The organism is Siminovitchia fortis (assembly GCF_003605365.2).
GTDB lineage: Bacteria > Bacillota > Bacilli > Bacillales > Bacillaceae_C > Siminovitchia > Siminovitchia fortis.
In genome coordinates, this window is sequence record NZ_QYTU02000007.1 from 21,315 (window position 1) to 47,440 (window position 26,126).

22 protein-coding genes and 1 other RNA gene are annotated in these 26,126 nt (G+C 41.1%); 11 read left to right on the forward strand and 12 right to left on the reverse strand.

What is annotated here, in order from left to right; translation table 11 throughout:
- Nucleotides 1–233: 233 nt before the first annotated feature.
- The gene (locus D4N35_RS05070) at nucleotides 234–953 is read left to right on the forward strand and encodes an endonuclease/exonuclease/phosphatase family protein (protein WP_120071227.1); all 720 of its coding nucleotides are present in this window, start codon (nucleotides 234–236) and stop codon (nucleotides 951–953) included.
- A 40-nt stretch (nucleotides 954–993) separates the two neighbouring features.
- Here the strand turns inward: D4N35_RS05070 and D4N35_RS05075 are convergent, their stop codons facing one another.
- Nucleotides 994–1,839, reverse strand: a complete 846-nt coding sequence (locus D4N35_RS05075) for a metallophosphoesterase (protein ID WP_120071011.1) — start codon at nucleotides 1,837–1,839, stop codon at nucleotides 994–996.
- Between the two features lie 81 nt (nucleotides 1,840–1,920).
- Nucleotides 1,921–2,511 (reverse strand): YkoP family protein, encoded by a 591-nt coding sequence (locus D4N35_RS05080; protein WP_120071013.1) that lies wholly within the window; start codon nucleotides 2,509–2,511, stop codon nucleotides 1,921–1,923.
- 139 nt (nucleotides 2,512–2,650) lie between these two features.
- Between D4N35_RS05080 and D4N35_RS05085 the strand changes: the two genes are divergently transcribed.
- Nucleotides 2,651–3,754 carry an MGDG synthase family glycosyltransferase gene (locus tag D4N35_RS05085; RefSeq protein WP_120071016.1) on the forward strand — a complete coding sequence of 368 codons (1,104 nt, stop codon included), beginning with the start codon at nucleotides 2,651–2,653 and terminating at the stop codon, nucleotides 3,752–3,754.
- 123 nt (nucleotides 3,755–3,877) lie between these two features.
- Here D4N35_RS05085 and mprF read toward each other — a convergent pair whose 3' ends face one another.
- Nucleotides 3,878–6,406 carry a bifunctional lysylphosphatidylglycerol flippase/synthetase MprF gene (gene mprF, locus D4N35_RS05090; protein ID WP_235870295.1) on the reverse strand — a complete coding sequence of 843 codons (2,529 nt, stop codon included), beginning with the start codon at nucleotides 6,404–6,406 and terminating at the stop codon, nucleotides 3,878–3,880.
- Between the two features lie 303 nt (nucleotides 6,407–6,709).
- Here mprF and D4N35_RS05095 point away from each other — a divergent pair, with 303 nt between their 5' ends.
- The 9 genes from D4N35_RS05095 (at nucleotide 6,710) to D4N35_RS05130 (ending at nucleotide 15,091) form a co-directional block, all read left to right on the forward strand.
- A complete protein-coding gene (locus D4N35_RS05095) occupies nucleotides 6,710–7,681 on the forward strand; it encodes a DUF418 domain-containing protein (protein WP_328591061.1) in 972 nt (323 codons plus the stop codon).
- 10 nt (nucleotides 7,682–7,691) lie between these two features.
- Entirely contained in the window at nucleotides 7,692–7,760 is a 69-nt protein-coding gene (locus D4N35_RS18590; RefSeq protein ID WP_328591062.1) for a hypothetical protein, read from the forward strand.
- A gap of 124 nt (nucleotides 7,761–7,884) precedes the next feature.
- Nucleotides 7,885–9,042: a VanZ family protein gene (locus D4N35_RS05100; RefSeq protein ID WP_120071022.1), complete on the forward strand. Its 1,158-nt coding sequence runs from the start codon at nucleotides 7,885–7,887 to the stop codon at nucleotides 9,040–9,042.
- A 107-nt stretch (nucleotides 9,043–9,149) separates the two neighbouring features.
- The gene (locus D4N35_RS05105) at nucleotides 9,150–9,905 is read left to right on the forward strand and encodes an ABC transporter ATP-binding protein (protein WP_120071025.1); all 756 of its coding nucleotides are present in this window, start codon (nucleotides 9,150–9,152) and stop codon (nucleotides 9,903–9,905) included.
- Nucleotides 9,906–11,831, forward strand: a complete 1,926-nt coding sequence (locus D4N35_RS05110) for an ABC transporter permease (protein ID WP_120071029.1) — start codon at nucleotides 9,906–9,908, stop codon at nucleotides 11,829–11,831.
- Between the two features lie 19 nt (nucleotides 11,832–11,850).
- A complete protein-coding gene (locus tag D4N35_RS05115; protein WP_120071032.1) occupies nucleotides 11,851–12,213 on the forward strand; it encodes a YxeA family protein in 363 nt (120 codons plus the stop codon).
- Nucleotides 12,214–12,291: 78 nt separating this feature from the next.
- Nucleotides 12,292–12,999 (forward strand): response regulator transcription factor, encoded by a 708-nt coding sequence (locus tag D4N35_RS05120; RefSeq protein WP_120071036.1) that lies wholly within the window; start codon nucleotides 12,292–12,294, stop codon nucleotides 12,997–12,999.
- A 2-nt stretch (nucleotides 13,000–13,001) separates the two neighbouring features.
- Nucleotides 13,002–14,408, forward strand: coding sequence for a sensor histidine kinase (locus tag D4N35_RS05125; RefSeq protein ID WP_120071039.1), 1,407 nt, complete (start codon nucleotides 13,002–13,004; stop codon nucleotides 14,406–14,408).
- 275 nt (nucleotides 14,409–14,683) lie between these two features.
- Nucleotides 14,684–15,091: an LAGLIDADG family homing endonuclease gene (locus D4N35_RS05130; RefSeq protein WP_120071042.1), complete on the forward strand. Its 408-nt coding sequence runs from the start codon at nucleotides 14,684–14,686 to the stop codon at nucleotides 15,089–15,091.
- A 329-nt stretch (nucleotides 15,092–15,420) separates the two neighbouring features.
- Here D4N35_RS05130 and ssrA read toward each other — a convergent pair.
- From ssrA to D4N35_RS05175, 9 genes are all read right to left on the reverse strand, one after another.
- Nucleotides 15,421–15,763, reverse strand: a transfer-messenger RNA (tmRNA) gene (gene ssrA / locus D4N35_RS05135).
- A 123-nt stretch (nucleotides 15,764–15,886) separates the two neighbouring features.
- Nucleotides 15,887–16,354 carry an SsrA-binding protein SmpB gene (gene smpB / locus D4N35_RS05140; RefSeq protein ID WP_120071045.1) on the reverse strand — a complete coding sequence of 156 codons (468 nt, stop codon included), beginning with the start codon at nucleotides 16,352–16,354 and terminating at the stop codon, nucleotides 15,887–15,889.
- 81 nt (nucleotides 16,355–16,435) lie between these two features.
- Nucleotides 16,436–18,772 carry a ribonuclease R gene (gene rnr, locus D4N35_RS05145; protein ID WP_120071048.1) on the reverse strand — a complete coding sequence of 779 codons (2,337 nt, stop codon included), beginning with the start codon at nucleotides 18,770–18,772 and terminating at the stop codon, nucleotides 16,436–16,438.
- A gap of 17 nt (nucleotides 18,773–18,789) precedes the next feature.
- The gene (locus D4N35_RS05150) at nucleotides 18,790–19,536 is read right to left on the reverse strand and encodes an alpha/beta hydrolase (RefSeq protein ID WP_120071052.1); all 747 of its coding nucleotides are present in this window, start codon (nucleotides 19,534–19,536) and stop codon (nucleotides 18,790–18,792) included.
- Nucleotides 19,537–19,696: 160 nt separating this feature from the next.
- Entirely contained in the window at nucleotides 19,697–19,930 is a 234-nt protein-coding gene (gene secG, locus D4N35_RS05155; RefSeq protein WP_120071055.1) for a preprotein translocase subunit SecG, read from the reverse strand.
- 416 nt (nucleotides 19,931–20,346) lie between these two features.
- The gene (gene eno / locus D4N35_RS05160; RefSeq protein WP_120071058.1) at nucleotides 20,347–21,636 is read right to left on the reverse strand and encodes a phosphopyruvate hydratase; all 1,290 of its coding nucleotides are present in this window, start codon (nucleotides 21,634–21,636) and stop codon (nucleotides 20,347–20,349) included.
- Nucleotides 21,637–21,773: 137 nt separating this feature from the next.
- The gene (gpmI, locus tag D4N35_RS05165; RefSeq protein ID WP_120071061.1) at nucleotides 21,774–23,306 is read right to left on the reverse strand and encodes a 2,3-bisphosphoglycerate-independent phosphoglycerate mutase; all 1,533 of its coding nucleotides are present in this window, start codon (nucleotides 23,304–23,306) and stop codon (nucleotides 21,774–21,776) included.
- The gene (gene tpiA / locus D4N35_RS05170) at nucleotides 23,299–24,060 is read right to left on the reverse strand and encodes a triose-phosphate isomerase (protein ID WP_120071063.1); all 762 of its coding nucleotides are present in this window, start codon (nucleotides 24,058–24,060) and stop codon (nucleotides 23,299–23,301) included. Before tpiA ends, gpmI begins: the two co-directional genes overlap by 8 nt.
- 519 nt (nucleotides 24,061–24,579) lie before the next feature.
- The gene (locus D4N35_RS05175; protein ID WP_120071066.1) at nucleotides 24,580–25,938 is read right to left on the reverse strand and encodes an IS110 family RNA-guided transposase; all 1,359 of its coding nucleotides are present in this window, start codon (nucleotides 25,936–25,938) and stop codon (nucleotides 24,580–24,582) included.
- Nucleotides 25,939–26,126 lie beyond the last annotated feature (188 nt).

Consider the following 26,126-nt stretch of genomic DNA (forward strand, 5'->3'; position numbering starts at 1 on the left):
TTCTTAAGATGTAATATGTCCCTAGTCGATATTGGATATCGATATCTTTTGATATGATATGAATTTCTTGTCTTAATGTTGGCGGGGAATTTACAAACGTGATGCCAAAAGGCAATATTGTCAACATATTATTTTATTTTGTATAAATGAACGTATAAATATCAGTGGAAAAATAAGCATAATGAATGCATGAAAAATAATAATGCTGATTTTTTGAGGAGAGTAAACTTTTGGTGATCAAAGTAATGACTTTTAACATACATCATGGCAAGGGAATGGATAAACAAGCGAACCTTCATAGAATTGCCGAAGTGATTGATATTTGTGAAGCTGATATCATTGGCCTTAACGAGGTTGACAGCCGCTTTTCCAAGCGCAGTCTTTATGAAGATCAAGCGGCTTGGCTTGCAAATCAATTAAAGATGGATTATTCTTTCAGCCCGTCTATATCAAGATCCTCCAAACGTTCAGCAGAGATTCGGGAATATGGGAATGCTCTCTTATCCCGATTTCCAATCATTAAAATGAAGTCTCATGTATTTAATAAAATAGCCGGAATGGAAGGGAGATCTTTGCTGGATGCAACCATTCGGATAAACAAACAGCCCATACAAATCAATGTCACTCACCTAAGCATTAATCCCTTTCTCCATAAGAAACAAACAGATTTTATCTTAAGCCATCACCATCAGACAGCCAATCCGATCATTTTACTGGGCGATTGGAATATGAAACCCGGATCTAAAGGGTGGAGAAAATTAACCGGTCAATTTCAGGATGCCTGGCACATCGGGGGAAAAGGCCAAGGCGCCACTTATCCTTCACTGCGGCCCAGGTTAAGGCTGGATTATATTTTTGCCAGTCATGATTTTAAGATAGCAGATGCCGAGGTTGTTACCAAAATACCCGTTGCCTCTGATCATTTGCCCGTAACTGCAACATTATCTTTTTAAAAAAAATGTCCCGAGAAAACGCAAATAAAGCCGGAAATCATTATCCGGCTTTTGTACTATTAATTGCGCGGGGCAACTGGACGTTGTGGATGGTTATTTCAGGACGGCTGCCTATTCTGATATTTACTCCTGTTTGGCCAAGCCCTTCACTTATATAGAATCGCTTTTCTTTGTAACTGTGCAAACCTTTTATCATATTCATCTTAACCAGTTTGCCCATTTTCTTAAGGTGATATGGCTTTGGCCAATGAATTTGGCCGCCATGAAAATGGCCTGAAAGCAAATAATCAAAATGATAGTCATGCATGGACAAAACAACATTGGGATCATGGGTAAGTACAAGATTATAGCCTTCTTGTACACCATCATAAGATTCCTTCAAATTACTTCGTTTCGTACTGAAATCATCGATACCGATAATATTTAATGGAATTCCGCCTATGTCAACCATGTTATTTTCATTTTGCAATAATTTTATGCCGTTACTGATCAACAAACTTTTTAATTGATCCAAATCACCTTTTCGCAAAACATAATCATGATTGCCAAGCACAGCATACGTTCCATGTACTGGTTCCAATTTTTTTAAGACTTGCAAATATGGCAGGAGTTTAGGAATGCTTTTCTTCCTGTCCATAAAATCACCGGTTAATGCAATTAAATCGATCGGCTGCCTTTTGATACTTTCGTACAGTTGTTTCGGAGATATAGAAATATTTTCAAGATGCAAATCAGAAATATGCAATATCCTCAGGGGCTCGCTGTTCTCTTTTAAATTATTTTTACAATCTATATCAATATGATTAATAACAACGGATCGGGTATTCTTATTGCCTATATATATGAAAATGCATAATGCGATGAATATGAATATAGCTACAGTCAATTATTTCCCCTCCTCCTGTCAATTATAAATGGAAGGAGGAGGGATTTTAACCTGTAATATATGGATAGAATGTCAAATGAATCAGGTGCTCTTATGCGGCGCCCGGCTATAAATACTTCCATATTTTTGTAAAAGTATCGCTTTAGACATAATCAAATACATGGGTTCAGGAAAACTCTTGCCTCTTCGGCTATTTGAGGAAAGTAAATAAATCGGCATAAGAGCTGTTTGTTTAAATTTTTTATATAAAAGGCTTTTAATAGGGTGCGGTTCAAATCCTAATTTTTTACAACCTCTATAAAGTGTCGTAATTCCAATTATCCCTTTTATTTCCTTGAATTCATTGCATAATTGAATATAATCCACAACTGCCGGGAGTGCGTCCTTCACTTTGGAATAAATGATTTTCCCTCTTCTTAAATCGTTTTTATACTGCATTAGTTCACTCAATAATTTGACATTGTGCAAATGCACTTTCACAAGAACCTCATTTTTACAAATCAACGTTCCATCCGATAAAATGATATCTCTGCCCTTATATCTCGTTAATCGAACACGCATAATGGTCTTTTTGCCGCATCTCTTTTTAATATGATGCAGTCGCGTGAAATGGAAATATATCGGATCTATTATATTCCATCCTGCAATGCAAAATTGTCTGATCCCTTTCATTACAATTCCCCTTAGTTGATGTTTTTATGGAGCATTCTATTTTATTTTGGTAAAAAAAAATGCAAATATTATTGGAAATTCAAGGTGAGGATGATATCACTTTTTTTTCACAAACTATCCTAAAAGGGTGGGGAATTCCATGCACAACATTTTATTTTTGCCATTTCTGCAAATTCCTTCAGGGCATCATCATGTTGCCGATAGTATCAAGAACCAACTGGAACAAATGGCGGACCATTTCCATTGCGAGAAAATTGATATTTTATCTTATGGATACGGAAATATTGAAAGTTTGATTTCCTCCATTTATTTGCAATGGATTCACAAACTTCCAAAAGTATACAGCACCATTTATCGCCTTGCTGCAGTGGAACGCCCGACGCTGAATAAACGCTTTCGAATGTATGAAGTTTTGTTTATCAAAGTGTTCAGGAATTTATTACAAGAAAAGAAACCGGATTTGGTTGTTTGCACTCACGCCCTTCCTTCTTACATGATTGCCCGCCTAAAAAAACTACAGCTATGGACCGGAATCGCGATTAATGTTTATACGGATTATTTCATCAATAACCTTTGGGGAATTGATGAAATTGATTATCATTTTGTGCCGAGCAAGAAAATCAAAGACCAGCTTGTAGAACAGGGGGTAAACGAAAAACGCATCTTCATAACCGGTATCCCGGTTCATCCCATATTCAGTATGGAAAATCATATGGTAAAAAAAGAAAGGATCTTTACAGCGTTAATCAGCGGCGGAAACATGGGAGCGGGATCGATTTTCCAACTGCTTAACCGGTTAAAGCCGGGAGGGCAGATTCTTTACAAAGTTTTATGCGGAAAAAATGACAAACTTCTTCAGCATATCAGGAGCCTGAACCACCCGCTCATACAACCAATTCCCTATATTTCATCCAAGGAAAAGATGAATCGATTGTATGATGAAACGGATATGATCATTACTAAACCGGGTGGAGTGACAATTAGCGAGAGCCTAACCAAAAAACTTCCCATTTTTGTATATGATGTTTTGCCTGGACAAGAGGAGCAGAACTTAAACTTTTTGCAAGAAAAGGGTTTGGTGCATCATTTGGATAAGTGGACTATTCAAGAAAATATTGAAGAGGATATATTAAACGTACTGCATCACAAAAGGCAGGAGACGATAAACAGCATTCATCAATATTTGATGGAGGTTGAGCTGGAGGATCCGGTTTCATTTATCATCGACACTTTTGGGAGGTGACCTGGGAAAAATTAGGAAACAATCTCCAACAACCGAATGAATCGAAAATAAGAAAACAACCTTAGCATTTTATAATTTCCTGGTTAAACCATAAAAAGATGGCGACCTAATAATCGCCATCTATCAATCGGAACGCTGTACCTTTTTCCCGATCACCAGCGCCACTTGCAGCATTGTGATCGGCAAAGAGGATTTTTTTCTATAGGCCAAATATTTTGGTTCCCATGTATTCACATATTTTTCCTTAAATTTTCTCAGCCCTTGAAAATGATAGAAAAATTTCCCATGAAGATAAATTTGGGCGGCAATTTTTTCACTCAAAAATGAATACTTGGAAAGGCCTACGTTTGAAAGGGGGGCCATCCCCAGATTAAATTTTTTATATCCTGAATCCTTTGCCCATTCAAACAGCGAGAGGAAAATAAAATCCATAGTTCCCGAGGGAGCATCTTTCTTAAAGCGCATCAAATCAATGGATATCGTTTCACCATCGTAAACCGGCATCAGGCTTGCAAATCCTATCATTTGGCCGTCAGAGTCTTTTAAAATAGCGATATCGGATTTATTCAGATAGTTGTCATCAAAAAAGCCTAAAGAAAAGCCTTTTTCTCTTCTTCCTTGAAGCCAATCATCCGAGACTTGTTTTAAATCATCAAGCATTTCCCGGCTGAAAGGCGGGTGAGCAATTTGAAAATTGCTGTCCTCTCTTTTCATTTTATTGAAGACAGCCCGGGCTCCCTTCATTTTTTTACCCGAAAGGGAGAATTCCTGCAAGTCAACAAAACCTTCTTCTCCCAGTTTAAAAAAGTCAAATCCATTTTCGTGCAGATACGGAAGCATGCCCATGCTCACTTCATAAAACACGGGGGTATGACCGTAAAGGTCTGAAACCCTTTGAAATTCCTCGATCGCGTTCGGAAAATCCTCTCGCTTCCCGACCGGGTCCCCGAGAATTACAAGTTTATCGGCATAACGTTGATAAGGGAACAGAACGGTTTTTTTGCTGTTCCAAAATATATATTTATCATGTAAAAAAATCAAATGGGTCAAGACATTGCCTTTAAATTTTTTTACATGCTCCAATATTTCTTTTTCCTGAAAGTCGGATTTTTCCATAATCATCTTCCTGGACCTGCCCAACAAATACCCTGCAGCAAAAACAGCCAAGGCGATTAACAATCCGATGGCAGCGCTGAAAAACAGGTCCCGGTAATCCGTTATGACGTAAGGCATCAGCCTTGTCGGCATATTGACTTTTGCCGTGGGTAAACTGATATAACCGACTAAAATATAGATCGATGTGATAATGAGAATCACGGCTATATCAAAAAACGTTTTTCCCCATGTCAACACATAACTTTCCCGATAAAATCGGTCCTTCGAAATTCTTAATAGGAGGGCCACAATAAGAAGAAAGATCGCTTCCTCATAATCCAGTCCCTTAAAAAGTGAAAGTACAGCAGCACCGGATAATACCGCTAAAGTGATATGGTATGCCCGCTTTACTTTATATTCGATCCCCCGTGAAAGACCAAGGAGAATAAAACCGGCTGCCACCGTTAGTTGATGGGAGACATCCATGATTGGAAATGATAAAAACTCCTCAACCACCCTTAATCTTTCAAGAATTCCGGGGACTGATGCGGACAAAAGCAGGATTAGTCCGGAAGCAAATACCAATACTGTCAGGATAAAATGGCTGATTGTTTGAATGACGCTGTTCGGGACGTTTTCCAAGCTCTCGTTCCACCTGTCCCAATAATCTTTGATGAATAAGCCGCCTGCAATGATAAAAGGTATGAAAAAGTATCCAATCCTGTAGAGCATTAAAAGGACCAGCACTTTTTCATCCTGGATTCCCAAGTAATCGGTTCCCCATATAAAGACAACGTCGAATGAACCCAGGCCGCCCGGTATCATACTGACGATGCCGGCACAGCAGGCTACAATAAAAACGGGAAACAGATCATGAAAGCTAATTTGTATATGGAGCATTTTAGCAAGAAACCAAATGACAATGAATATGGCTCCCCATTCACAAAGAGAAACAAAAACCAATTGGGCACGGACTTTAACATCCATTTCCGTGCCCTTATGGTTTTTATGGATAATAAATAAAAGGATTGGAAGATAGAGCGCAACTCCGATCACCGCCACATAAAGCCACTTCGTATTCACCAGCAGCGGGATGTCCCTGTATCCCGCAAGGATGATCCACGAAAGCAGCGAAACCCCTGTAAGATAGAACAGCGATACAGAAGCGATGGTCGTAAGCAGGCGCTTTTTGTCCAACTCACGGGACCGGTAAAAATAAGTTCGGATCATTAATCCGATCAGTCCGCCAAAACCGATTAAGTTTGAAAAAGTATTTGCAATCAACGCCTGTTTCACGAGCTTTTTTTTCGGCGTATCCATCCCCAGCAGTTTGACCATAATCACATCATAAAAAAGCATGGGTATGATCGCCGCAGCCACTACCAACAGAGTAACAGCCATGTCCACAAAATCAATCTTGGACATTTCCCTTTGAAGGAGCCCATAATCAAGGCCTCTGGCAAACTTTTGAATTTCAAATCCTGCCAAAACCAGCAAAGCCAGCGGGAAAACTATTTTTAGAAAAGAAATCATCCTGTTCATCGTCATTTTTTGCATGTCCATCCCCCGCTTGCCTAATCTGTTATCCAAAATTACTTCACTAATAGAATATCCTGTACCCTGCAGTTAAAAGGTTATTCCGATTATATCAATTTCTCCTATAGAAAAAACATAAAAAAGACGGCTATTCCTGAAAAGGGCCGCTTCTTTTTAACATTTTGAACAAAGACTTTTGTTTTCCGGCTCCAGCGCCTTTCTTAATCTTTTAAGGTTAATGTAAGGTTGACATTAAAATAGTGTAAGGTTGGGTCGCTATACTAATTTTATAATAGAAACTACTGATTAAAGGGAGTTATTAGTATGAATCCATCCATTATACAAAAGGAAAGAATCATTTCCTTAGACATTATCCGTGGCCTTGCCTTGTTTGGGATCTTGTTTATTAATGTTAAGGCATTTCAGGTTATTACCGACGACGTTCAGCTGCCTGATTATAACGGTTTGAATGGAATGATAGAATCGTTAATTCAAATTTTTATCGAAAAAAAGTTCTTTTCCATTTTTTCTTTTCTATTTGGTGTGGGGTTTTATATTTTTGCCTCACGTGCTGAAAGTCGCGGTGATAAGCCACGCTGGCGTTTTGCCAGACGTTTATTAGCTCTGTTGTTAATCGGTATTATTCATATATTGTTTTTTTGGGGTTCCATACTGGCACCATATGCCGTTATCGGCTTCCTTCTGATTCCTTTTTATCGGGCAAAGGTGTCAACGATTAGCAAGTGGCTTGGCGGAATAATAACTGTATTTATCATAGCACAATTATTAAAAATCCTTGCCCCGGATATGGGAGTCTTTTCAAACGTTATTGCCTTTCTTGGTAGTGATACCATTACGATTTTCATCATGTTTTTATCAGGATTTCTTGCAGCTAAAGCGGATTGGATTAGACAAATAAGTGATTTGTCCACTCAAATAAGATGGCTCCAAATGATTACATTTCCATTGTTTATCGGTTTTTCTATTTGGATCTGGTTCGCATCACAAGGCAATGATCCACATATTCAAGAAATCATTGCTTTAGGCACAATACCGACAACCTATTTGTACTTATCGAGTCTATTTGTAATCTTAGAAAATAAACGTATTGCAAAACTTCTGCAGCCGATTGCCCGTGTTGGTCAAATGGCGTTTACAAATTATTGGGCCCAGAGCTTTATCGGGCTGGCCATCATTTCAATAATGGATTTAGAAGTTGTTTCGCCGATAAACATTGTCATCATTTCGATCATCATTTTTGTGATTCAAATCATATTACAGCGTCATTTGGTTTAAGTTCTTTAAGATGGGGCCATTAGAAAAGGTATGGCGATTCATGACGTATGGCAGGAATGCAGCGCCCAATAGGAAATAATCGGCTATGATTTTCTTGTATAAAGATAAACAATAAGAAGGCAGACAAGAAGCGTAAACCGGTATGTTTTGTCTGCCTTTATTCAGTTGATTCAAATGATGAAAGAGCAAAACGAGGTGTATTTATGTCTGTATATATCGTCCCAATAAAGGTTGCCTTTATTATGTTTGGTGTATTGGGTTTTCTGCTTGTCATCCCTTGGCTGGTCTATAGCTATAGAAAGTATGGATATTTTAGTCTTTGGGCTTCCACCGTTGTTTACTCGTTTCTTTTCTATATGTTATCAGCACTATTTTTAGTTCTCTTGCCGCTTCCGTCAACTAGGGATACTTGTGCTTTTCAATCACCAGACACCATTTATTATTCATTAAAGCCATTCACCTTTATTCGAGATATTTTTAAAAGCGGTTCAATTATTTTGTCACAACCGAGGTCGTATATTCAGATATTCAATCAAAGTGCCTTTTGGCAGGCAGCATTTAATTTTCTGTTATTACTCCCTTTTGGAGTATATTTGAGATACTTTTTCCAAGAAAAACGATATTGGAAAAGGGCTTTAGCTTTAGGGTTTGCCCTGTCTCTCTTTTTCGAAGTAACACAGGTTACAGGAATTTACGGAATTTACAAATGCCCCTATCGTTTATTTGATGTTGACGATCTGATGTTAAATAGTACAGGTGCACTCTTCGGTTTCCTTGTGGCTCCAGTCATACTGGCTTTATTTCCTTCTAAGGAAAAACTATTGGCGAAAGGGGAAAAAATACAGAAGAGCCATCTAGTATCGCCGCTGTCGCAATTACTTGCCGTACTCATAGATTATATTTTCATTAAATTAACGTTTACTTTCACAGCCGGACTGCTGACATCAAGTGGATTCGCGGAAATGATGTTTACAACAGTAGGCTTTGTGGTGCTGTACTTTGTTTTCCCTCTTCTATGGGGAGGAAAAACAATCGGAACAAATATGATGCGATTTAAACTTTCGAATTTGGAGGGTGATGCCCCATCATGGCAAGCCTTGCTTAAAAGAACCGTTGCCATATATTTACCTTGGCTTGTCTCTATGTTATTTAACATTCTCGACCACATTAAATTAGAAATGGAATCTCACTTTTACGCTATTCATGTGTGGGTAACGGTGGCTATTTTCTCATTTGTCAGCATCATGTGGCTGACTTTATGCATTCATGCCATTTTCGTCATGTTAAAAAAAGGAAAACGTACCTTCTACTTTGACCATGTTGCAGATATTGTCCCAAGAAAAAATGAAGCAAATTCTTAAAACAGGATTTGCTTCATTTTTTTAAGGTTTATGTAAGGTTTAGATTAAAACGATGTAAGGTCCAGCCATTATAATCTGATTTGTAGTCATTTAAGGAGGACTTTTTAATGAAAACAATCTTACATGCGAAAAATGTTCAAAAAATTTATGGTACAAAAGGAAATCAATATAAAGCATTGGAAGATATTGATTTAGAAATAAAAGAAGGCGAATTTATCGGCATCATGGGGCCTTCGGGTGCCGGTAAATCCACATTACTCAATATATTATCTACCATTGATACGCCGACTTCAGGAGAAATTACCATTGCTGATCAAGATATTGTCACAATGAAGGAAGAGCAATTATCAGATTTTCGCCGCAACAAGCTTGGCTTTATTTTTCAAGATTATAACCTGCTCGATACGTTAACGGTAAAGGAAAACATTTTGCTGCCGCTGGCTTTGTCAAAAATGCCGGCGAAAGAAATAGAAAACCGTGTCGAGAAAATCGCTGATACGTTCGGAATTCGGGAAATACTTGATAAATACCCCTATCATATCTCAGGGGGGCAGAAGCAAAGAACAGCTGCTTCCCGTGCGATGGTGGCAAATCCAAGCTTAATCTTGGCAGACGAGCCGACTGGTGCATTGGATTCAAAGTCTGCTACTGACTTGCTAGAAAGCTTAACTGCCTTAAATGAGCAGAATCAATCAACAATCATGATGGTCACTCATGATGCTTTTGCGGCAAGCTTCTGTAAACGGATTTTATTTATTAAAGATGGCAGAATCTACGCAGAAATTCATAAACTGCAGCATTCTCGTCAAGAATTCTTTCAAAAAATACTAGATGTCCTCGCTTCACTTGGGGGTGGACATTAAATGACGCTATTTAGTATTGCCAGAAAAAATATCGTGAAAAACTTCACCAATTATTTTCTATATATAGGATCAATGATTTTCAGTATTGTCATATACTTTACCTTTGTTTCTTTAAAATATGATCAAACGATCCAGGAAACAACAGATTCATCTACAAAAATCAGTTCCGTTTTTAATGGCGCATCAATAGTATTGATGATATTTGTAGCTGTGTTTATCTGGTATTCCAATTCGTTTTTTACAAAGAAACGCAAAAAAGAAGTCGGACTATATTCTTTGTTGGGGGTTCGCAAAAAACAAATCGGCCGGATGTTATTTTATGAAAACTTTATTATGGGGATTATCGCCCTATTGATTGGGATTATCCTTGGGTCGGTCTTGTCTAAGTTTTTTGTAACCATGTTGATGAAGGTCATGGGCTATGATGCGATTGGGAATTTTGTTATTTCACCTCAAGCAATCATAAATACCATTATCGTATTCACTCTGATTACGGCGATTACTTCGATTCACGGGTATCGTTTAATTTACCGATTTAAATTAATTGAGTTATTCAAAGCCGAGCAGGAAGGGGAACAGGAGCCAAAAGCTTCTATCATCATTGCGGTGATCTCTGTTCTCTTGGTTGGAGTTGGCTACTGGCTGGCACTGCAAAACTTACTGGAGTCAGATGTATGGAGAAAAATGGGCTTTATGGTCACACCGCTTGTTATCTTAATCACTGTAATCCTGGGTACGTATTTATTATTCAGTACACTAACGGTTTATCTATTAAAGCTGTTGCGGAAAAATAAACATCATTTTTGGCATGGAATCAATTTAATCAGTATATCCCAGCTTCTCTATCGAATTAAGGGAAATGCACGTACGTTAACGATCATTGCTGTTCTAAGTGCAACTACCTTAACGGCGGTTGGCACAGCTTACAGTTTTTATTACAACAATAGAGGTAATGCCGAAATAGCGAATCCTAACAGCATGATGTTTATTGCGAAAAACAAAAACGTATCCAATCAGATTAATGAACGAATTTCACAGGACAAAGATCATGAGATTGTCTATCATGAGACCGTCCCTGCACTTCTTCTAAATGTCGATATCACCAATCTTCATAGTAAAAATTCGGCGGATGAAGTGGAATATACGATTATCGCTAATAAAACCTATAACCAATTAGCGAAATGGCAGAAGAGAGATGACTCCTTATCACTTAAAGGAAATGAAGCAGCTGCCTTGGATGCAAGTTATTCTGAGGGGCTATCACCAAAGTATGCAGGATCGACCATTTCCTTAAAGGTGAATGATCTCAGTGAGGATATTACTTTTATGAAATTGAAGAAATTTAATGTCCTTAATCTTCGAACAGCGGGAATAACCGTTGTTGTGAGTGATGAGTTGTTTTCTAAACTGGCAAGCGAAGCAAACCTTGTAAACATGGAAGTTTACGAACTGACGAATGAAGATGATGCCAAAACATTATCGAAACAGATTCAATCGCTGTTACCAGAGGAAGCAATGTTCTCAAGCTTTTATTCCGATTATGCTCAAGGAATGGAGTCATCAGGTTTACTAATTTTTATGGGCGGCTTTTTAGGATTAGTATTCCTTGCCGCAACAGGGAGCATTATTTACTTTAAACAGCTGACGGAAGCAAATATGGATAAAGAACGTTATGAAATACTACACAAAATTGGTGTGAATAAGAAGGGAGTAAAGAAATCAATTGCCAAGCAAATCTTATTTATTTTCGCCTTGCCATTGCTGGCTGGCATCGCCCATAGTGTTGTAGCGCTAACTGCGTTATCAAGGTTACTGCAGACAAACTTGGTGATTCCTGTCATCATCTGTGTTGGCATTTATGCTTGCATTTACATCATTTATTATTTCTTAACCGTAAGAACCTACTGCAAAATTGTCATGAAATGAATAGAAATGGGGAATAAAAATGAAAAAACTGCTCATCACTTTCGTAACGATCGCCATTATACTTGTTGGCGCACTAGTCATTTTTCAAAAGGTAAACTTTAATAGAGTGGGAGCCGAAGAATATTATACACAGATTAAGGGTGAAGGAAAGTTAATCGAAGATAAAATCGACAGCGGCGAAAAAATAATAAGCTATGAATATAAGCTGCCGGCTTTTGATAAGGACGGCCGACAAAAGGCACTGACATTTACTGCTCAAAAACAGCTTAGGGAAAATGCTTATTTAATTTTATTTGTAAAGGATGATAAAGGTGTTACCTCCTATCAGGAAGTGAAAAAGAAGGAACTTCCCAAAAAAGCAAGTGAAAAGTTATCGAAATAAAAAGGAAGGAATCCTTATGAAAAGGGATTCCTTTTTACTATAATAAAATAGACAAAAGACAAATCTGGAGGTCGTATCTTGTCAACTAATAAAAAGGTTCTAATCATCGATGATGAGGAAGATATTTTACGGCTAATCAAAACGGTGTTAAAAAAAGAAGGAATTGAAAACGTAATAACAGCGACTACTGCCAAAGAGGGATTTGTTCAATTTCAAAATAAACATCCGGATATTGTTTTATTGGATATCATGCTGCCGGATGGAGAAGGCTATGATGTCTGTAAACAAATCAGAAACATTTCCAATGTGCCCATTCTTTTTTTATCGGCAAAAACCGAGGAAATTGATAAGTTATTGGGCTTCGCGATTGGCGGAGATGATTATATTACCAAGCCATTTAGCCCCAAAGAGGTCGCTTATCGGGTAAAAGCCCATTTGCGCCGGGCAGAATATATACAGTCTGAACCGCTGAAAGAGACAAAAATCAAGGCAGGTCCATTTGAATTGGATGAAGACAAGGCAGAACTGACAAAGAATGGGCAAGTGATTGAATTAAAGCCAAAAGAACTGGGGTTAATGAAGATTTTTCTCCAAAATAAAAACAAGGTTATCAGTAAGGAACAGCTTTATGATGCTGTCTGGGGCGAGGAGTTCTTCGGCATGGATAACACGGTCATGGTTCATATCCGCAGACTGCGGGAAAAAATCGAAGACCAGCCTTCCCATCCCCAATATTTGATGACCGTTAAAGGTTTAGGGTATAAGCTGGCCATAGAGGATGAATAGGTATGAAATGGAAGCTGACAGGAAGGTATTTACTATCTGTTGTTTTGGTTGTTGTCCTAATTATTTTCATCAATCTCATCCTTGGGATCGCGATCCTTGTGGCACAAGCTGCTTTTGATGTCCCCATTTTTCAAAACCGTGAAACATCTCCGGAACAATTCACGAGAAAGTTCCATCAAGAAATTATCACAAAAAATCATGATGTAACAATTACTGAAAAAGGACAAAAAGAGTTAGCAAAAAAGAAGGCTTGGATTCAAATTTTAGATGAGAATAGCAAAGAGGTATACAGCTTCGGGGTTCCTGCGAATGTTAAGAAAAAATACACCCCGGCAGAAATTGTTCAAATGTATAAGTATAAAGAAGTTGATGAAAATACAGTCGTTTATGTTGGGGAAAAGAAAGGAAATGGCCGCCAGTTCAGCTATTTGATTGGAATTGAAAATCGCAGTTTAAATAGATATATTATTTCCTACGATAATCGGGATATTTTTATCGTAGCTAAGGTAGGAATGGTTATATTACTAATAGACATTTTAATTGCGTTATTGGTTGGCTACCTTTTCAGCAAAAGGCTCACCCAGCCATTGCATACGCTAATTGACGGCATAAAGAAATTGGCGAATCATCAATTTAATTATCATACTGAATCAAGAGGGTTATATAAAAATGTTTTTGATAATTTAAATCATTTATCTGACCAATTAAAGGCGAGCGAAAGAGAAAGAAAAAAGTTAGATTCGATGAGGGAAGAATGGATTGCCAACATTTCTCATGATATTAAAACCCCGCTGTCCTCGATTCAGGGCTATGCAGAAATGATCAAGGATCCGGATTATGACTTTACCTTGGACGAAATAAAGGAATACGCAGGGATTATAGAAGCGAAGTCCCTTTATATCAAAGAAGTGATGGAAGATTTAAATTTAACAACCAGATTAAAGAATAAGGAGCTATCGTTAAATAAAAAGGCGGTAAATATTGTCACTTTATTACGCAAGATTGTGATTGATCTATTGAACAATCCGAAATATGCTGACCGCAACATCCAGTTCCATGTAAACCAAGAGACCATCATGTTAGAAATAGATGAAATTCTTTTTCGCAGAGCAATCAACAATTTAATTTATAATGCCATCGTCCATAATGATCATGATGTAAAAATCATCGTGAGCGTTGAACAGGATGAATACACGCATATTGTGATAAAAGATAACGGAAAGGGAATAGAGAAGGAAGAACTTGAGCGGATTTTTGACCGTTACTATCGCGGAACCAACACTGGAGCAGCACATAGAGGATCCGGGCTGGGCATGGCCATAGCCAATGACATTATTAAGGCCCACGATGGAAGAATCATCATTCATAGTGAGGTTGGCTCCGGAACAACAATTGACATTCAAATTTGATCGATAGTTCATACTTATATTGGAAAAGCCATTCACAAAGATGAATGGCTTTTTGTATTGGTTAAGAAGATTAAACATAATAATGATCGAAATTCAGTAGATCAAAAACGCTTAGGATTCATGATTCTTAATAAAGGTGGCCACCTTCTCTTCTAAAATAAAAAAATGTACACAATCAATATTCATTTAAGGTTAGAATAGATATAATAATCTACATAATACGCCCTATTCCCATTTATATACATGATAATTACTAAAAATAAAGGGGGCATAAAATGGAAAAGTGGCAAGCAGCATATTTGGCAGGAATTATTGATGGAGAAGGGACTATTACCTTAACCAGGATGCATAAAAGTGAACATAGACGCCCCTGTATCACTATATCATCTTCTGACAAAGAATTATTAGTTTATGTTCAAACATTAACAGGTGGGTCTATAATTAGTAAGAAAAACTACCAACCAACGCGACACAAAAACTCTTACACCCTAAATATTAAAAACAAAGAAAATGTTTTAAAGATATTAAATCTTGTGGCACCTTTCCTAAGAGTTGATAAAAAAAGAAGTCGTGCTTTTTGGATATTAAACAACTACGAAAAGGTAACTTCGCGAAATGGAAAGTATAATCCGGCTACTCTTAAATTGAAATTAGATTTCGAAGACAAGTTTTTTAAGATCTAATACAAAATAAAAACCACCAAATTATGTATTTGGTGGAGACGGTGGGACGTGCTATTCCATGCTTTCGCAGTGGCACTGACTATATCTTGAACCTGCAGTCATTCAGGTCCTTCGGCGTATTATGCGAAAAATATATTTGCCTTCATAATGTGCAGGCAGTTTTCCGCATCCTAGTACTACCCCATTTTCGTGGCAGCCTATGAGTCGATACACGGCTGTTGGATTGCTCCTCATACCGCTCGGTATTGCCATATCGCTTTTGCGACTTAGGTTTCACCGATAAAGCCGAATTTTCACTTGCATGTTACCATGCAAGGCGACTATGTTATTAATCGAACCCACGTCCAAGAATATCGGCACTCAAGCATCTACGAGTGTAGTCGATATATTGGCGTTTCGCGTCTTCTTCAGCCTATCGACGGGCTTCCGAAGCGCTAGCCTGATTGGTCTCTTCCATGGTCCCCAGGCGGAGGACGTCCGGCGTAGCCCACTGAAAGTGAGACCCTTACCCTACCACATGGGCGATGGAGGGAGGATCCGCATTAGGCCTTAATTAGGCAGCTAAAGCGAGGTTATCGTTAGATTTGCCAGTTATTATTGGCTTTGACGTTTTTACGAGGACGATCCCCTCGACTCGCAACTTGAGCTCGACCTATCCCTGTCGAATCCAAAACGTCCCCATGATAAGAGAAACACCTTTTCTTTTTAAAAAGGTTCGTTTCGGGACACCCTTTCTATCGGGTACAGCTTATATTATAGCAGAAAACGATAAAATTTCAAGACGCGAAGCGGAAGTTACATTTTTTGGCGCTCGCGAAACGCTCTCTCGATGTCGCGTTTTGCTTCTTTTCTCTTAAGATCTTCACGCTTATCGTATTGCTTTTTACCTTTACCAAGACCGATCAGCATTTTTGCATATCCGTTTTTCAAATATAGCTTTAGCGGTACAAGCGTGTATCCCGCTTCTTTCGTCTCACCAATCAGCTTATTGATCTGCTTCCGGTGCAGCAGCAACTTCCTCGTCCGGATGGGATCATGATTATATCGGTTGCCGTGTTCATATGGGCTGATATGCATGTTATGAATAAAAACTTCCCCGTTTTGGATGCGGGCAAACGAATCCTTCAGGTTAACCCTTCCGGCTCGGATCGATTTGATTTCCGTTCCCTGCAAAACGATGCCGGCTTCATACGTTTCTTCAATAAAATAATCATGGTTCGCTTTTCTGTTTTGTGCAACCAGTTTCCCCTCTTGCTTCGCCATTTGTTTCCCCCCTTGCCATCTTCATGATTTATCATTATAACATGGGAAAGGAAAAAAGGTTAGAAGTGCCCTCTTCTAACCTTATCGTCTTTTCCCGCGTTTTCCGTTTCTTACATTGGCAGGTTTATTATCATAGGATTTTTTCTTATTTCTTCGCGGCTTTCTTGTCGTCCATTCTTCAACATCGCTGTTTCCCTGAGGTCCTTTGCTTTTTTTCCCGCCATCATCTTTCAATTTGACGATTTTCTTTGAATCATTTTCGGCACGCCTTTTTCCGCCTTTCATGCCGGCAATCTCAAAGTCGATGGAGTGCTCGTCTTTGTTGACATTGATCACGCGGACTGTCACTTGATCACCGATCCGGTATACATTCCCGGTACGCTCACCGATCAGGGCAAACTGACGCTCATCGTAATGATAGTAATCATCCGTCATATAGCTGACATGGACGAGGCCTTCAATCGTATTCGGAAGCTCAACGAACAAGCCGAAGTTGGTCGCAGAGCTGATGATCCCATCGAACTCCTCGCCAATCTTGTCTTCCATATACTCCGCCTTTTTCAGTTCATCCGTATCCCGTTCGGCATCGACAGCACGGCGTTCTCTCTGGGAAGTATGCTGGGCGATTTCATCAAGCTGCGCATTCCACTTTTCACGGGTCGCCGAATCCACCTTCCCCTCAAACAGATACGTTCTGATCAATCTGTGGACGATCAAATCCGGGTAACGCCTGATCGGGGAAGTGAAATGAGTATAAAACTTTGTCGACAAACCGAAATGCCCAATGCTTTCCGGGTAATATTTAGCCTGCTGCATGGAACGGAGCATGACCGTGGAAACGACCATTTCTTCCGGCTTGCCATGAACGGCTTCCAATATTTCCTGAAGCGCCCGCGGGTGTACCGAGTTGGCCGTCCCTCTCACAATGAGATTGAAGTTCGTGATGAATTCAAAGAACCGCTGTAATTTTTCTTCTTTCGGATCTTCGTGGATACGGTATAAAAACGGCACCTCCATCCAATGAAAATGTTCAGCAACGGTTTCATTCGCTGCAAGCATGAATTCCTCAATGATCCGCTCGCCAATCGATCGTTCTCTTATCACAACATCAGTCGGCTTGCCGTCTTCATCTACAATCACTTTCGCTTCTTTGAAATCAAAATCGATGGCTCCGCGCTTCATCCGCTTATTTTGAAGAATTCCCTGCAGTTCTTTCATCAGCTCAAACATCGGGACGAGCGTCTCATATTTATTCCGTAAATCCGGATCTTTGTCGATCAGAATTTTATTAACATCGGAGTAAGTCATCCGCTCAGTCGTTTTGATGACGGATGGAAAAATTTCGTGGCTGACAACCTCTCCCCGTGCGTTTATTTCCATTTCACACGATAATGTAAAGCGGTCCACCTTCGGATTAAGCGAGCAAATCCCGTTCGACAGCCTGTGTGGAATCATCGGAATGACACGATCCACCAAATAGACGCTCGTACCCCGCTCATACGCTTCGCGGTCAATCGGCGATCCTTCTTTTACATAGTGGCTCACATCGGCGATATGAACACCAAGCTTGTAATTGCCATTGTCCAATTTCGTCACTGTCACTGCGTCATCGAGATCCTTCGCATCCGCGCCGTCGATCGTCACAATCGTCTCGCCGCGTAAATCCCGGCGGTTTCCAATATCATTTTCGTCAATTGTTTCCGGCACATTATTGGCCTGTTCCATGACTTCATCCGGAAAAGCAAGCGGTAAACCATGTTTATGGATAACGGACAAAATATCTACACCCGGATCATTCTTATGCCCCAGAATTTGAATGATTTCACCCTCTGCATTTTTGCGGTTCTCCGGATACGTTGTGATGCGGACGATAACTTTATGTCCCTCGACCGCTCCCATGCTGGCATTTTTCGGGATAAAAATATCATCCGCAATCTTTTTATCATCCGGGATGACAAATCCGAAATATTTGCTTTCGCTGTATGTGCCGACGACCTGCAAGGTGCCGCGCTCCAAAATCCTTACAACCGCACCCTCTCTCCTTGCTCCGCCTGTTGATGGAGAAACCCTTACGAGAACCTTATCCCCATTCATGGCTCCGTTGACTTCATGCGGCGGGATAAAAATATCATCCATCCCCGGCTCATCCGGCATCAAGAAACCAAATCCTTTGGCATTCCCCGAAAAAGATCCCCGAACAAGGTTCATTTTTTCCGGAACACCATAGCGATTGCTTCTTGTCCGGACAATCAGCCCTTTTTCTTCCAAGGCCACAAGCGCTTTTACAAAATCCTTAAAGCTTTCCGACCCCTCAATCCGGAATTCTTCTTCCAGCTCTTTGACGGTCAGCGGCTTATACGCCTCATCTTTCATATAGGATAAAATTCGATCTGTATAATGCTGTTTGTTTTCTTCCATTTTACTCCTCCTCTCGTCTATACTGTCCAATCAAGCCCTTCAAGAAAGTGCAGGATATCTTCATGAAGCTGTTCCTTTTCCTCTCCCAACGTGATGACATGGCCGGAACGCTCGTACCACTTCAGATCCTTTTCAATTGATTCGGCCTGTTCATATATAATGTTGGCACTATCCGGATTGATCATATCGTCATGCCTTGCCTGTACAACAAAAAGCGGTGCATAAATCATATCGACTTGATCTCGGACATCTGCTATCAGCTGCTGCAGTGACTTCAGCGTATTCATCGGCGTTTTTTCAAATTCTTGCATTTCCTTGTCTATTTGGTCTTTCGGCTTTCCTTCCAGCTGTTTATATTCCCTTGCATATTTAAGTACCCCCTCGTACATGACTTCTTCACTTTTTATGTACATCGGTGCGCACATCGGAACAATTCCTTTTACAGGAACAGTGTAGCCCAATTTAAGGGAAAATACACCGCCAAGGGACAATCCTGCAACCGCGATCTCCTCGTATCCCCGAGTTTTCAAAAAGTCATATCCGTCCATGACATCTTTCCACCAGTCATCCGGCCCGGTATGGACAAGCTCCTCTGGAGGGACCCCGTGCCCTTTATATTGTGGTGCATGGCATGTATATCCGTTTTTCTCGAGGAACCTTCCCAACATCCTGACATCAGCTGTGTTTCCTGTAAAACCGTGAAGCAAAAGCACGGCCCTTTTTCCTGATTCAAAAGTGAAAGGTTCCGGAGCCTTGATTCTCATCTTATCGATCCCCTTTATGTCCATTTCTTCATGATCTGTTTACCCTATTTTAAGCAAACTATGGCGGGACAATCCAATGATAAACACACTTGATTCCTTTTTGTTTTATGGTAAAAAAATAAAAAACCCGGCCCATCACGAACCAGGTTTACATTCCATATTAAACTTCAAAAAAGGCAACGGCCATAGTCAAAACGAAAAACAACACAGATAAAACGATTGTGATCCGGTTCAGGACCAGATCCATTCCGCGGGCTTTCTGCTTTCCGAAAAGCTGCTCCGCCCCGCCGGAAATCGCTCCTGAAAGGCCGGCACTTTTACCGGATTGCAATAAAACGACAATAATTAAAGCGATTGAAACAATGATCAATAAAGTAATAGCGATCGCATGCAATGAAAAACACACCTCCGTGCCCTTAACAATAATTTAAATGTAGCATAATCAGCCCATTAAAGGCAAGAGGGGCCGTAAAAATTTGTCCTCGGGAATCTTGTTGCCCGTGCTGACCAAAACAGGCGCTTGCGCCTTTGTTCTTGTCCAGCTCCAGCACCTAGCCCCTCGAGGTCACAAGCCGATTCCCTGTGGTGGCTGAAGAACTGCCTCCTCGGGAATCGTCTTGTGCTTGTCGGGGCTAACCAAGGCGCTTCCGCTTTTCTTATTGTCCAGCTTCAGCGCCTATCGACTAGCAGACTTCACGCTTCTTCCTACGATAAGTCAACATCGCTCCGCTCCGCTGCGCGTGTTTCCTTTATCTCGTCAGAAGCGCTCCAGTCTGTACGTCGATAAACAGGCGCCTTGCGCTTTTCTTATTATTTGATATTATAAAAAGCTGTCAATCCAGGGTAGACGGCTGTATCTCCGAGTGTATCTTCAATGCGGAGAAGCTGGTTGTATTTCGCCACACGGTCCGTTCTGGACGGAGCGCCCGTTTTGATCTGTCCGGCATTTGCCGCCACGGCAATATCAGCGATTGTGCTGTCTTCCGTTTCACCGGAGCGGTGTGAAATGACTGCTGTATAGCCTGCACGTTTTGCCATTTCAATTGCATCAAATGTTTCTGTCAAAGTACCGATTTGGTTTACCTTGATCAAAATCGAGTTGCCGACGCCCTGCTCGATTCCTTTGGCAAGTTTTTCAGTGTTTGTTACAAAAAGGTCGTCACCAACCAGCTGTACTTTGGAACCGATCCGCTCAGTCAGCAATTTGTGGCCTTCCCAGTCGTTCTCATCCAAACCGTCTTCGATGGAAATGATTGGATATTTGTTGACAAGCTCCTCGTACCAGGCGACCATCTCTTCGGAAGTTCTGACGACGCCTTCGCCGCTTAAATGGTACTTGCCGTCTTCCTTATTATAAAGCTCGGAAGAAGCGACATCCATCGCAAGCTTGATTTCTTCTCCAGGTTTATATCCTGCCTTTTCAATCGCTGCCATCAATGTTTCCAATGCTTCTTCATTGGAATTCAAGTTCGGTGCAAAGCCGCCCTCATCACCAACAGCCGTATTCAAACCTTTTTCCTTCAACACTGCCTTCAGGCTGTGGAAAATTTCCGCTCCAATGCGAAGCGCTTCTTTGAAGCTCGGCGCTCCGACAGGCATGACCATGAATTCCTGGATATCCACGTTGTTATCAGCATGCTCTCCGCCGTTTAAAATGTTCATCATCGGAACCGGAAGCTGCTTGGAATTGAATCCGCCTAAATATTGATATAGCTCAAGTCCGAGCAAATCAGCCGCTGCATGGGCAACTGCCATGGAAACACCCAAGATGGCATTCGCGCCAAGCTTTCCTTTATTGTGGGTGCCGTCAAGTTCAATCATCGTCTGGTCGATTCCGACTTGGTCGGTGACATCCATTCCGATGATTTCTTCTGCAATCACGTCATTTACATTTTCAACGGCTGTTTCAACACCTTTGCCAAGGTAGCGGCCTTTGTCACCGTCCCGCAATTCCACCGCTTCATATTCACCGGTGGATGCACCGCTTGGTACGAGTGCACGCCCAAATCCGCCGGATTCAGTGATGACTTCCACCTCGACTGTTGGATTGCCGCGGGAATCCAATACTTCACGTGCATATACATTGGCTATGAATGGCATAGAAATCTCTCCTTGTAATTAAGATAATAATTTTGCTATGTCTGGCTCCAGCGCCCAGCGACTAGCAAACTTCGCCCTCCTACACTTCGATAAGTCAACATCGGTTTGTACGTCGCTAAACGGGCGCTTTCGATTTTCTAATTAATCAAGCTGCTGCCTGTCATTTCATCCGGCTTTTCTATATTAAGCAGATCAAGCATCGTCGGTGCAAGATCAGCGAGGATGCCCCCGTCACGAAGACGAATCCCTTGCTTTGTGACGATTACCGGTACAGGGTTCGTTGTATGGGCAGTCATCGGCGCACCTTCTGGCGTCACCACTTCATCCGAATTTCCGTGGTCCGCCGTAATGATGGCTGTACCGCCTTTTTCCAAAATGAGATCTACTACCCGTCCAAGGCACTCATCCACTGCTTCAATGGCGTCAATGGTCGGCTGAAGCATACCTGAATGACCAACCATGTCGGGATTGGCGAAATTCAATATGATGGCATCGAAGCGGTCACCCTCTATTTCGGCACATAGAGCGTCCGTTACTTCATAGGCGCTCATTTCAGGCTTCAAATCGTACGTCGCCACTTTCGGCGAGCCGATCAGGATCCGTTTTTCCCCCGGAAATTCATCTTCTTTTCCACCGCTCATGAAAAAAGTAACGTGAGGATATTTCTCCGTTTCCGCAATCCGCAGTTGGCTCAGTCCAGCCCTTGAAATCACTTCACCAACCGTTTGATCAAGGTTGACGGTTTTAAAAGCAACATATCCGTTCACTGTTTCGGAAAAATGGGTCATACAAACAAAGTGCAAGTCCTTTGGCCTGTTTTCCCCGCGGTCGAACCCGTGAAATTCTTCATTTGTAAAAACGTTGGAAATCTGAATGGCACGGTCCGGACGGAAGTTGAAAAAGATCACGGAGTCCCCGCTTTCGATTGTTGCGTTCGGTTTTCCCTTTTCATCCGTGATGATCGAAGGGAGCATGAATTCGTCAAAAATACCATGGGTATACGAGTCTTCGATCATTTTCAACGGATCGGAATAGAGCGGCCCTTCTCCGAATGCCATCGCCCGGTAGGCTTTTTCCACTCGATCCCAGCGTTTGTCGCGGTCCATGGAATAGAACCTTCCGGATACCGTGGCAAATTTTCCGACTCCGAATTCATCCATTTTTTCCTGGGCTGCTTTAACATATTTTTCAGCTGTTTTCGGACCGACATCCCTTCCGTCCAAAATGGCATGAACATACACTTCCTTCACGCCCTGATCGGCAGCAAGTTTCAAAAGGGCATACATATGGTCGATATGGCTGTGCACCCCGCCGTCCGAAAGCAGGCCCATCAAATGAAGCTTTTTCCCGTTCTCTTTTGCATTTTTCACAGCAGCCAAAAACGTTTCGTTCTTTTCAAACTCACCATTTCGGATCGCTATATTCACCCTTGTCAGGCTTTGGTAAACAATCCTTCCGGCACCGATGTTCAAATGTCCGACTTCCGAGTTCCCCATCTGGCCTTCCGGAAGACCAACCGCTTCTCCGCATGCCGTTAGCTGTGTATGCGGGTATGCATTCCAATAGCGGTCAAAGTTCGGTTTGTTTGCCTGAGCCACGGCATTTCCTATTGTTTCTTTTCGCAGGCCGAAACCATCCAGGATGATCAAAGCAGTTGGTGATTTACTCATTGATGGACGCCTCCAGTAATGCCAGGAAGGAATCCGGATCAAGGCTTGCCCCTCCGACAAGCGCACCGTCAATATTTGGACAGCTTATAAAATCACGAATATTTTCCGGTTTCACACTGCCGCCATATTGAATGCGAACGGCATCAGCAGCCTCTTTTGAAAAGTTGTTCTCTATCACTTGACGGATATGACCGCATACTTCGTCTGCTCCTTCAGCCGTCGATGATTTGCCTGTTCCGATTGCCCAAATAGGTTCATAGGCAATGACAAGACACTTCACCTGCTCCTCTGTAAGCCCTTGAAGCGCTCTTTTCACCTGGTTTCCGACGTGCTCATTCGTTTCACCGTTTTCCCATTGTTCAAGTGATTCCCCCACGCAGACAATTGGAATCATGCCGTATCGGAAAGCAGAAAGCACTTTTTTATTCACGGAATCGTCCGTCTCGTTATATAATTCGCGCCGCTCGGAATGGCCCAGAATCACGTGGGAAACGCCGATCCCTTTTAACGCGGCCGGACTGACTTCACCGGTAAAGGCGCCTTTTTCTTCATAATGCATGGTTTGCGCGCCGATTTTTACATTATAGCCGTTAACTTCCTTCACTAGACGGTCAAGAAACAGGAAAGGGGCGCAAATGACCGTATCAACCTGGGCATTCGATGGCACAAGCCCTTTTACCTTCTCGGTAAAATCCACCGCCTCTTCCATTGTTTTGTGCATTTTCCAATTACCTGCAATGATCGGTTTTCGCATGCAGTTTCATCCTTTCAATCTGTACGGGTGATGAGATAGCAGAAAATATTACATCGATTCTGTTTGATATCCAGCTCCGACGGACAGGAAGTCCTAGTGCCGACGGCGCCACAGGACGTGGCGCTTTAAGTCGGCCAGCGCCTAGCCCCGCAAGGATCGAGCCTAAGGCTGCGCGCATTGCGCTTTTCTTACTGTTTAAGCGTACAATGTCAAATACTTTTTTCAAGTTTTAGAGTAACTCAAAGACACCTACCGTAATTTCCTTATTTTTACAGGTAGCAATTAACCAAGTTTATTATGAAGCAGGCACCCTTTTCTTGATTCAGAAATGGGCAACACTCGTTTTCTTACTCTGCATGGATGCATTCTGGCATAGAGTACAAATTGTAATTAACGTACTGATTCGCATTTACAGAACGAGTGGGATATGGCTTTAACTCGAGGTCTGAGCCTCATGAAAGTGTGATACGATCTCCACTCGAACCAAAAGAAGAGTGCCTACTATATTTATACTGTGTTTTATGCTGCTAAAGGTTGTGATAATTTTTTCATGATTTCCTTTTCATAATTGAAATCGGAGTGATTCCATTCAAATGGTTGCTGATTTTTTAACATTGCAAACGCAATTTTTATAAACTTATTCCCCATGGCAATATAGATTTTACGAGCTTTTTTACCTTTCTCCTTTAATCTGTTATAAAAGGGCTTTAAAGCTTCATTATGTGCGGATAGGCAACGTCCAGCGGTATAGACGGCTCTTCTTAAATTGGAATTGCCTTGTTTGGATATACATCCATAGTAACCGCCATCTGCCCCTGATTGTTTGATGACAGGGTTAGTGCCTGCCTTTTTAATGAGCTGGCTAGCATTGTTATAAAGGGAGATATCACCCATTTCACAGTAAATTTCAGTAGCTGTAATAAGACCAATTCCTGGAACTGTGAGTAGAAACAGTCCATCGGTCTGAACGAAGGTTCGCTCAATTTCCTTGTCATATAATTCAATGTTTGTTGTATGCCACTCATATGCCTTAATCTTTTGCTTTAAAAGAAAGAGTTCACTAGAAAGTTGTTCTATTGGCTTTGAAACACTTTCTTTAGCTGCAAACAGTAGTTTATCAATGGTTTTCTTCCTTATTTTCAGGTTATGTTGCTTGGATAACGCCCTTAATCCATCCTCCCCTAACTCAAGAACTTGGGATGCGTGGGGGTAGTTTTTTAAGAGGTGAAGGCTTGCCTTCCCCCAAAAATCACTAAAGATCTTGGTTGTTTTAACTTTGTGATCCACAAGGACACTGACACCCTGGTACTCACGCCAAATTTGGTCATGAATACCACGAAGTTCCATCTTGATGCGTGAGCGCTTATTGATTTCACTTCGTCTGGCTCTAGTTAGGTTTTGGAGTTGTTTATACACACCAGAAGCAAGTTTGGAATTGGTAGCTTTGTTTCCCACCAATGCTTCCGCAATAAGGTAAAGGTCAATGTCATCCGTTTTTGTATAAGTCAGATGTTGCTTGCGTTCTTCATGAGTAGTGGCTGGATTAACAATGTGAACAGAGTAGCCTTCCTCTGTTAAGATGCGAACGATGTCCTCGTAGTAATGGCCAGTAGCTTCTATACCAACAAAGACTTTCTCGGCGTGGCAGGACTGTCTGGCTTCTTCAATCTTTTGAATAAGAAGGCTCATTCCGGTCTGGCTAACCATGAAGGGAAAGGGCGTTTCGATCACATCGCCAAAATAATTTAAAATCATGGATTTCTGTAAAACCTTTGATACATCAATGGGAACTAGTAATACCTTTTCTAAATCAGCACCTTTAAGTTCTTTTGCGAATTGACTTCTTCTTAAACCTTGTTTACCATTAAGTCGTCTCATTAACTATGACCTCCTTTGGGTAGGGGTGATTGAGTAAACTTGGTTAAGTATTTCAATCGTAGCATAGTTAATGGGACATTTTTGTGTCCTAATACATTATTTCATACACCAGAAAGTATAAGGTATTTTAGCTTTAAAATTTTGAACAAAGCCATTTGTTGTCTAGCTCCAGCGCCTATCGACTAGCA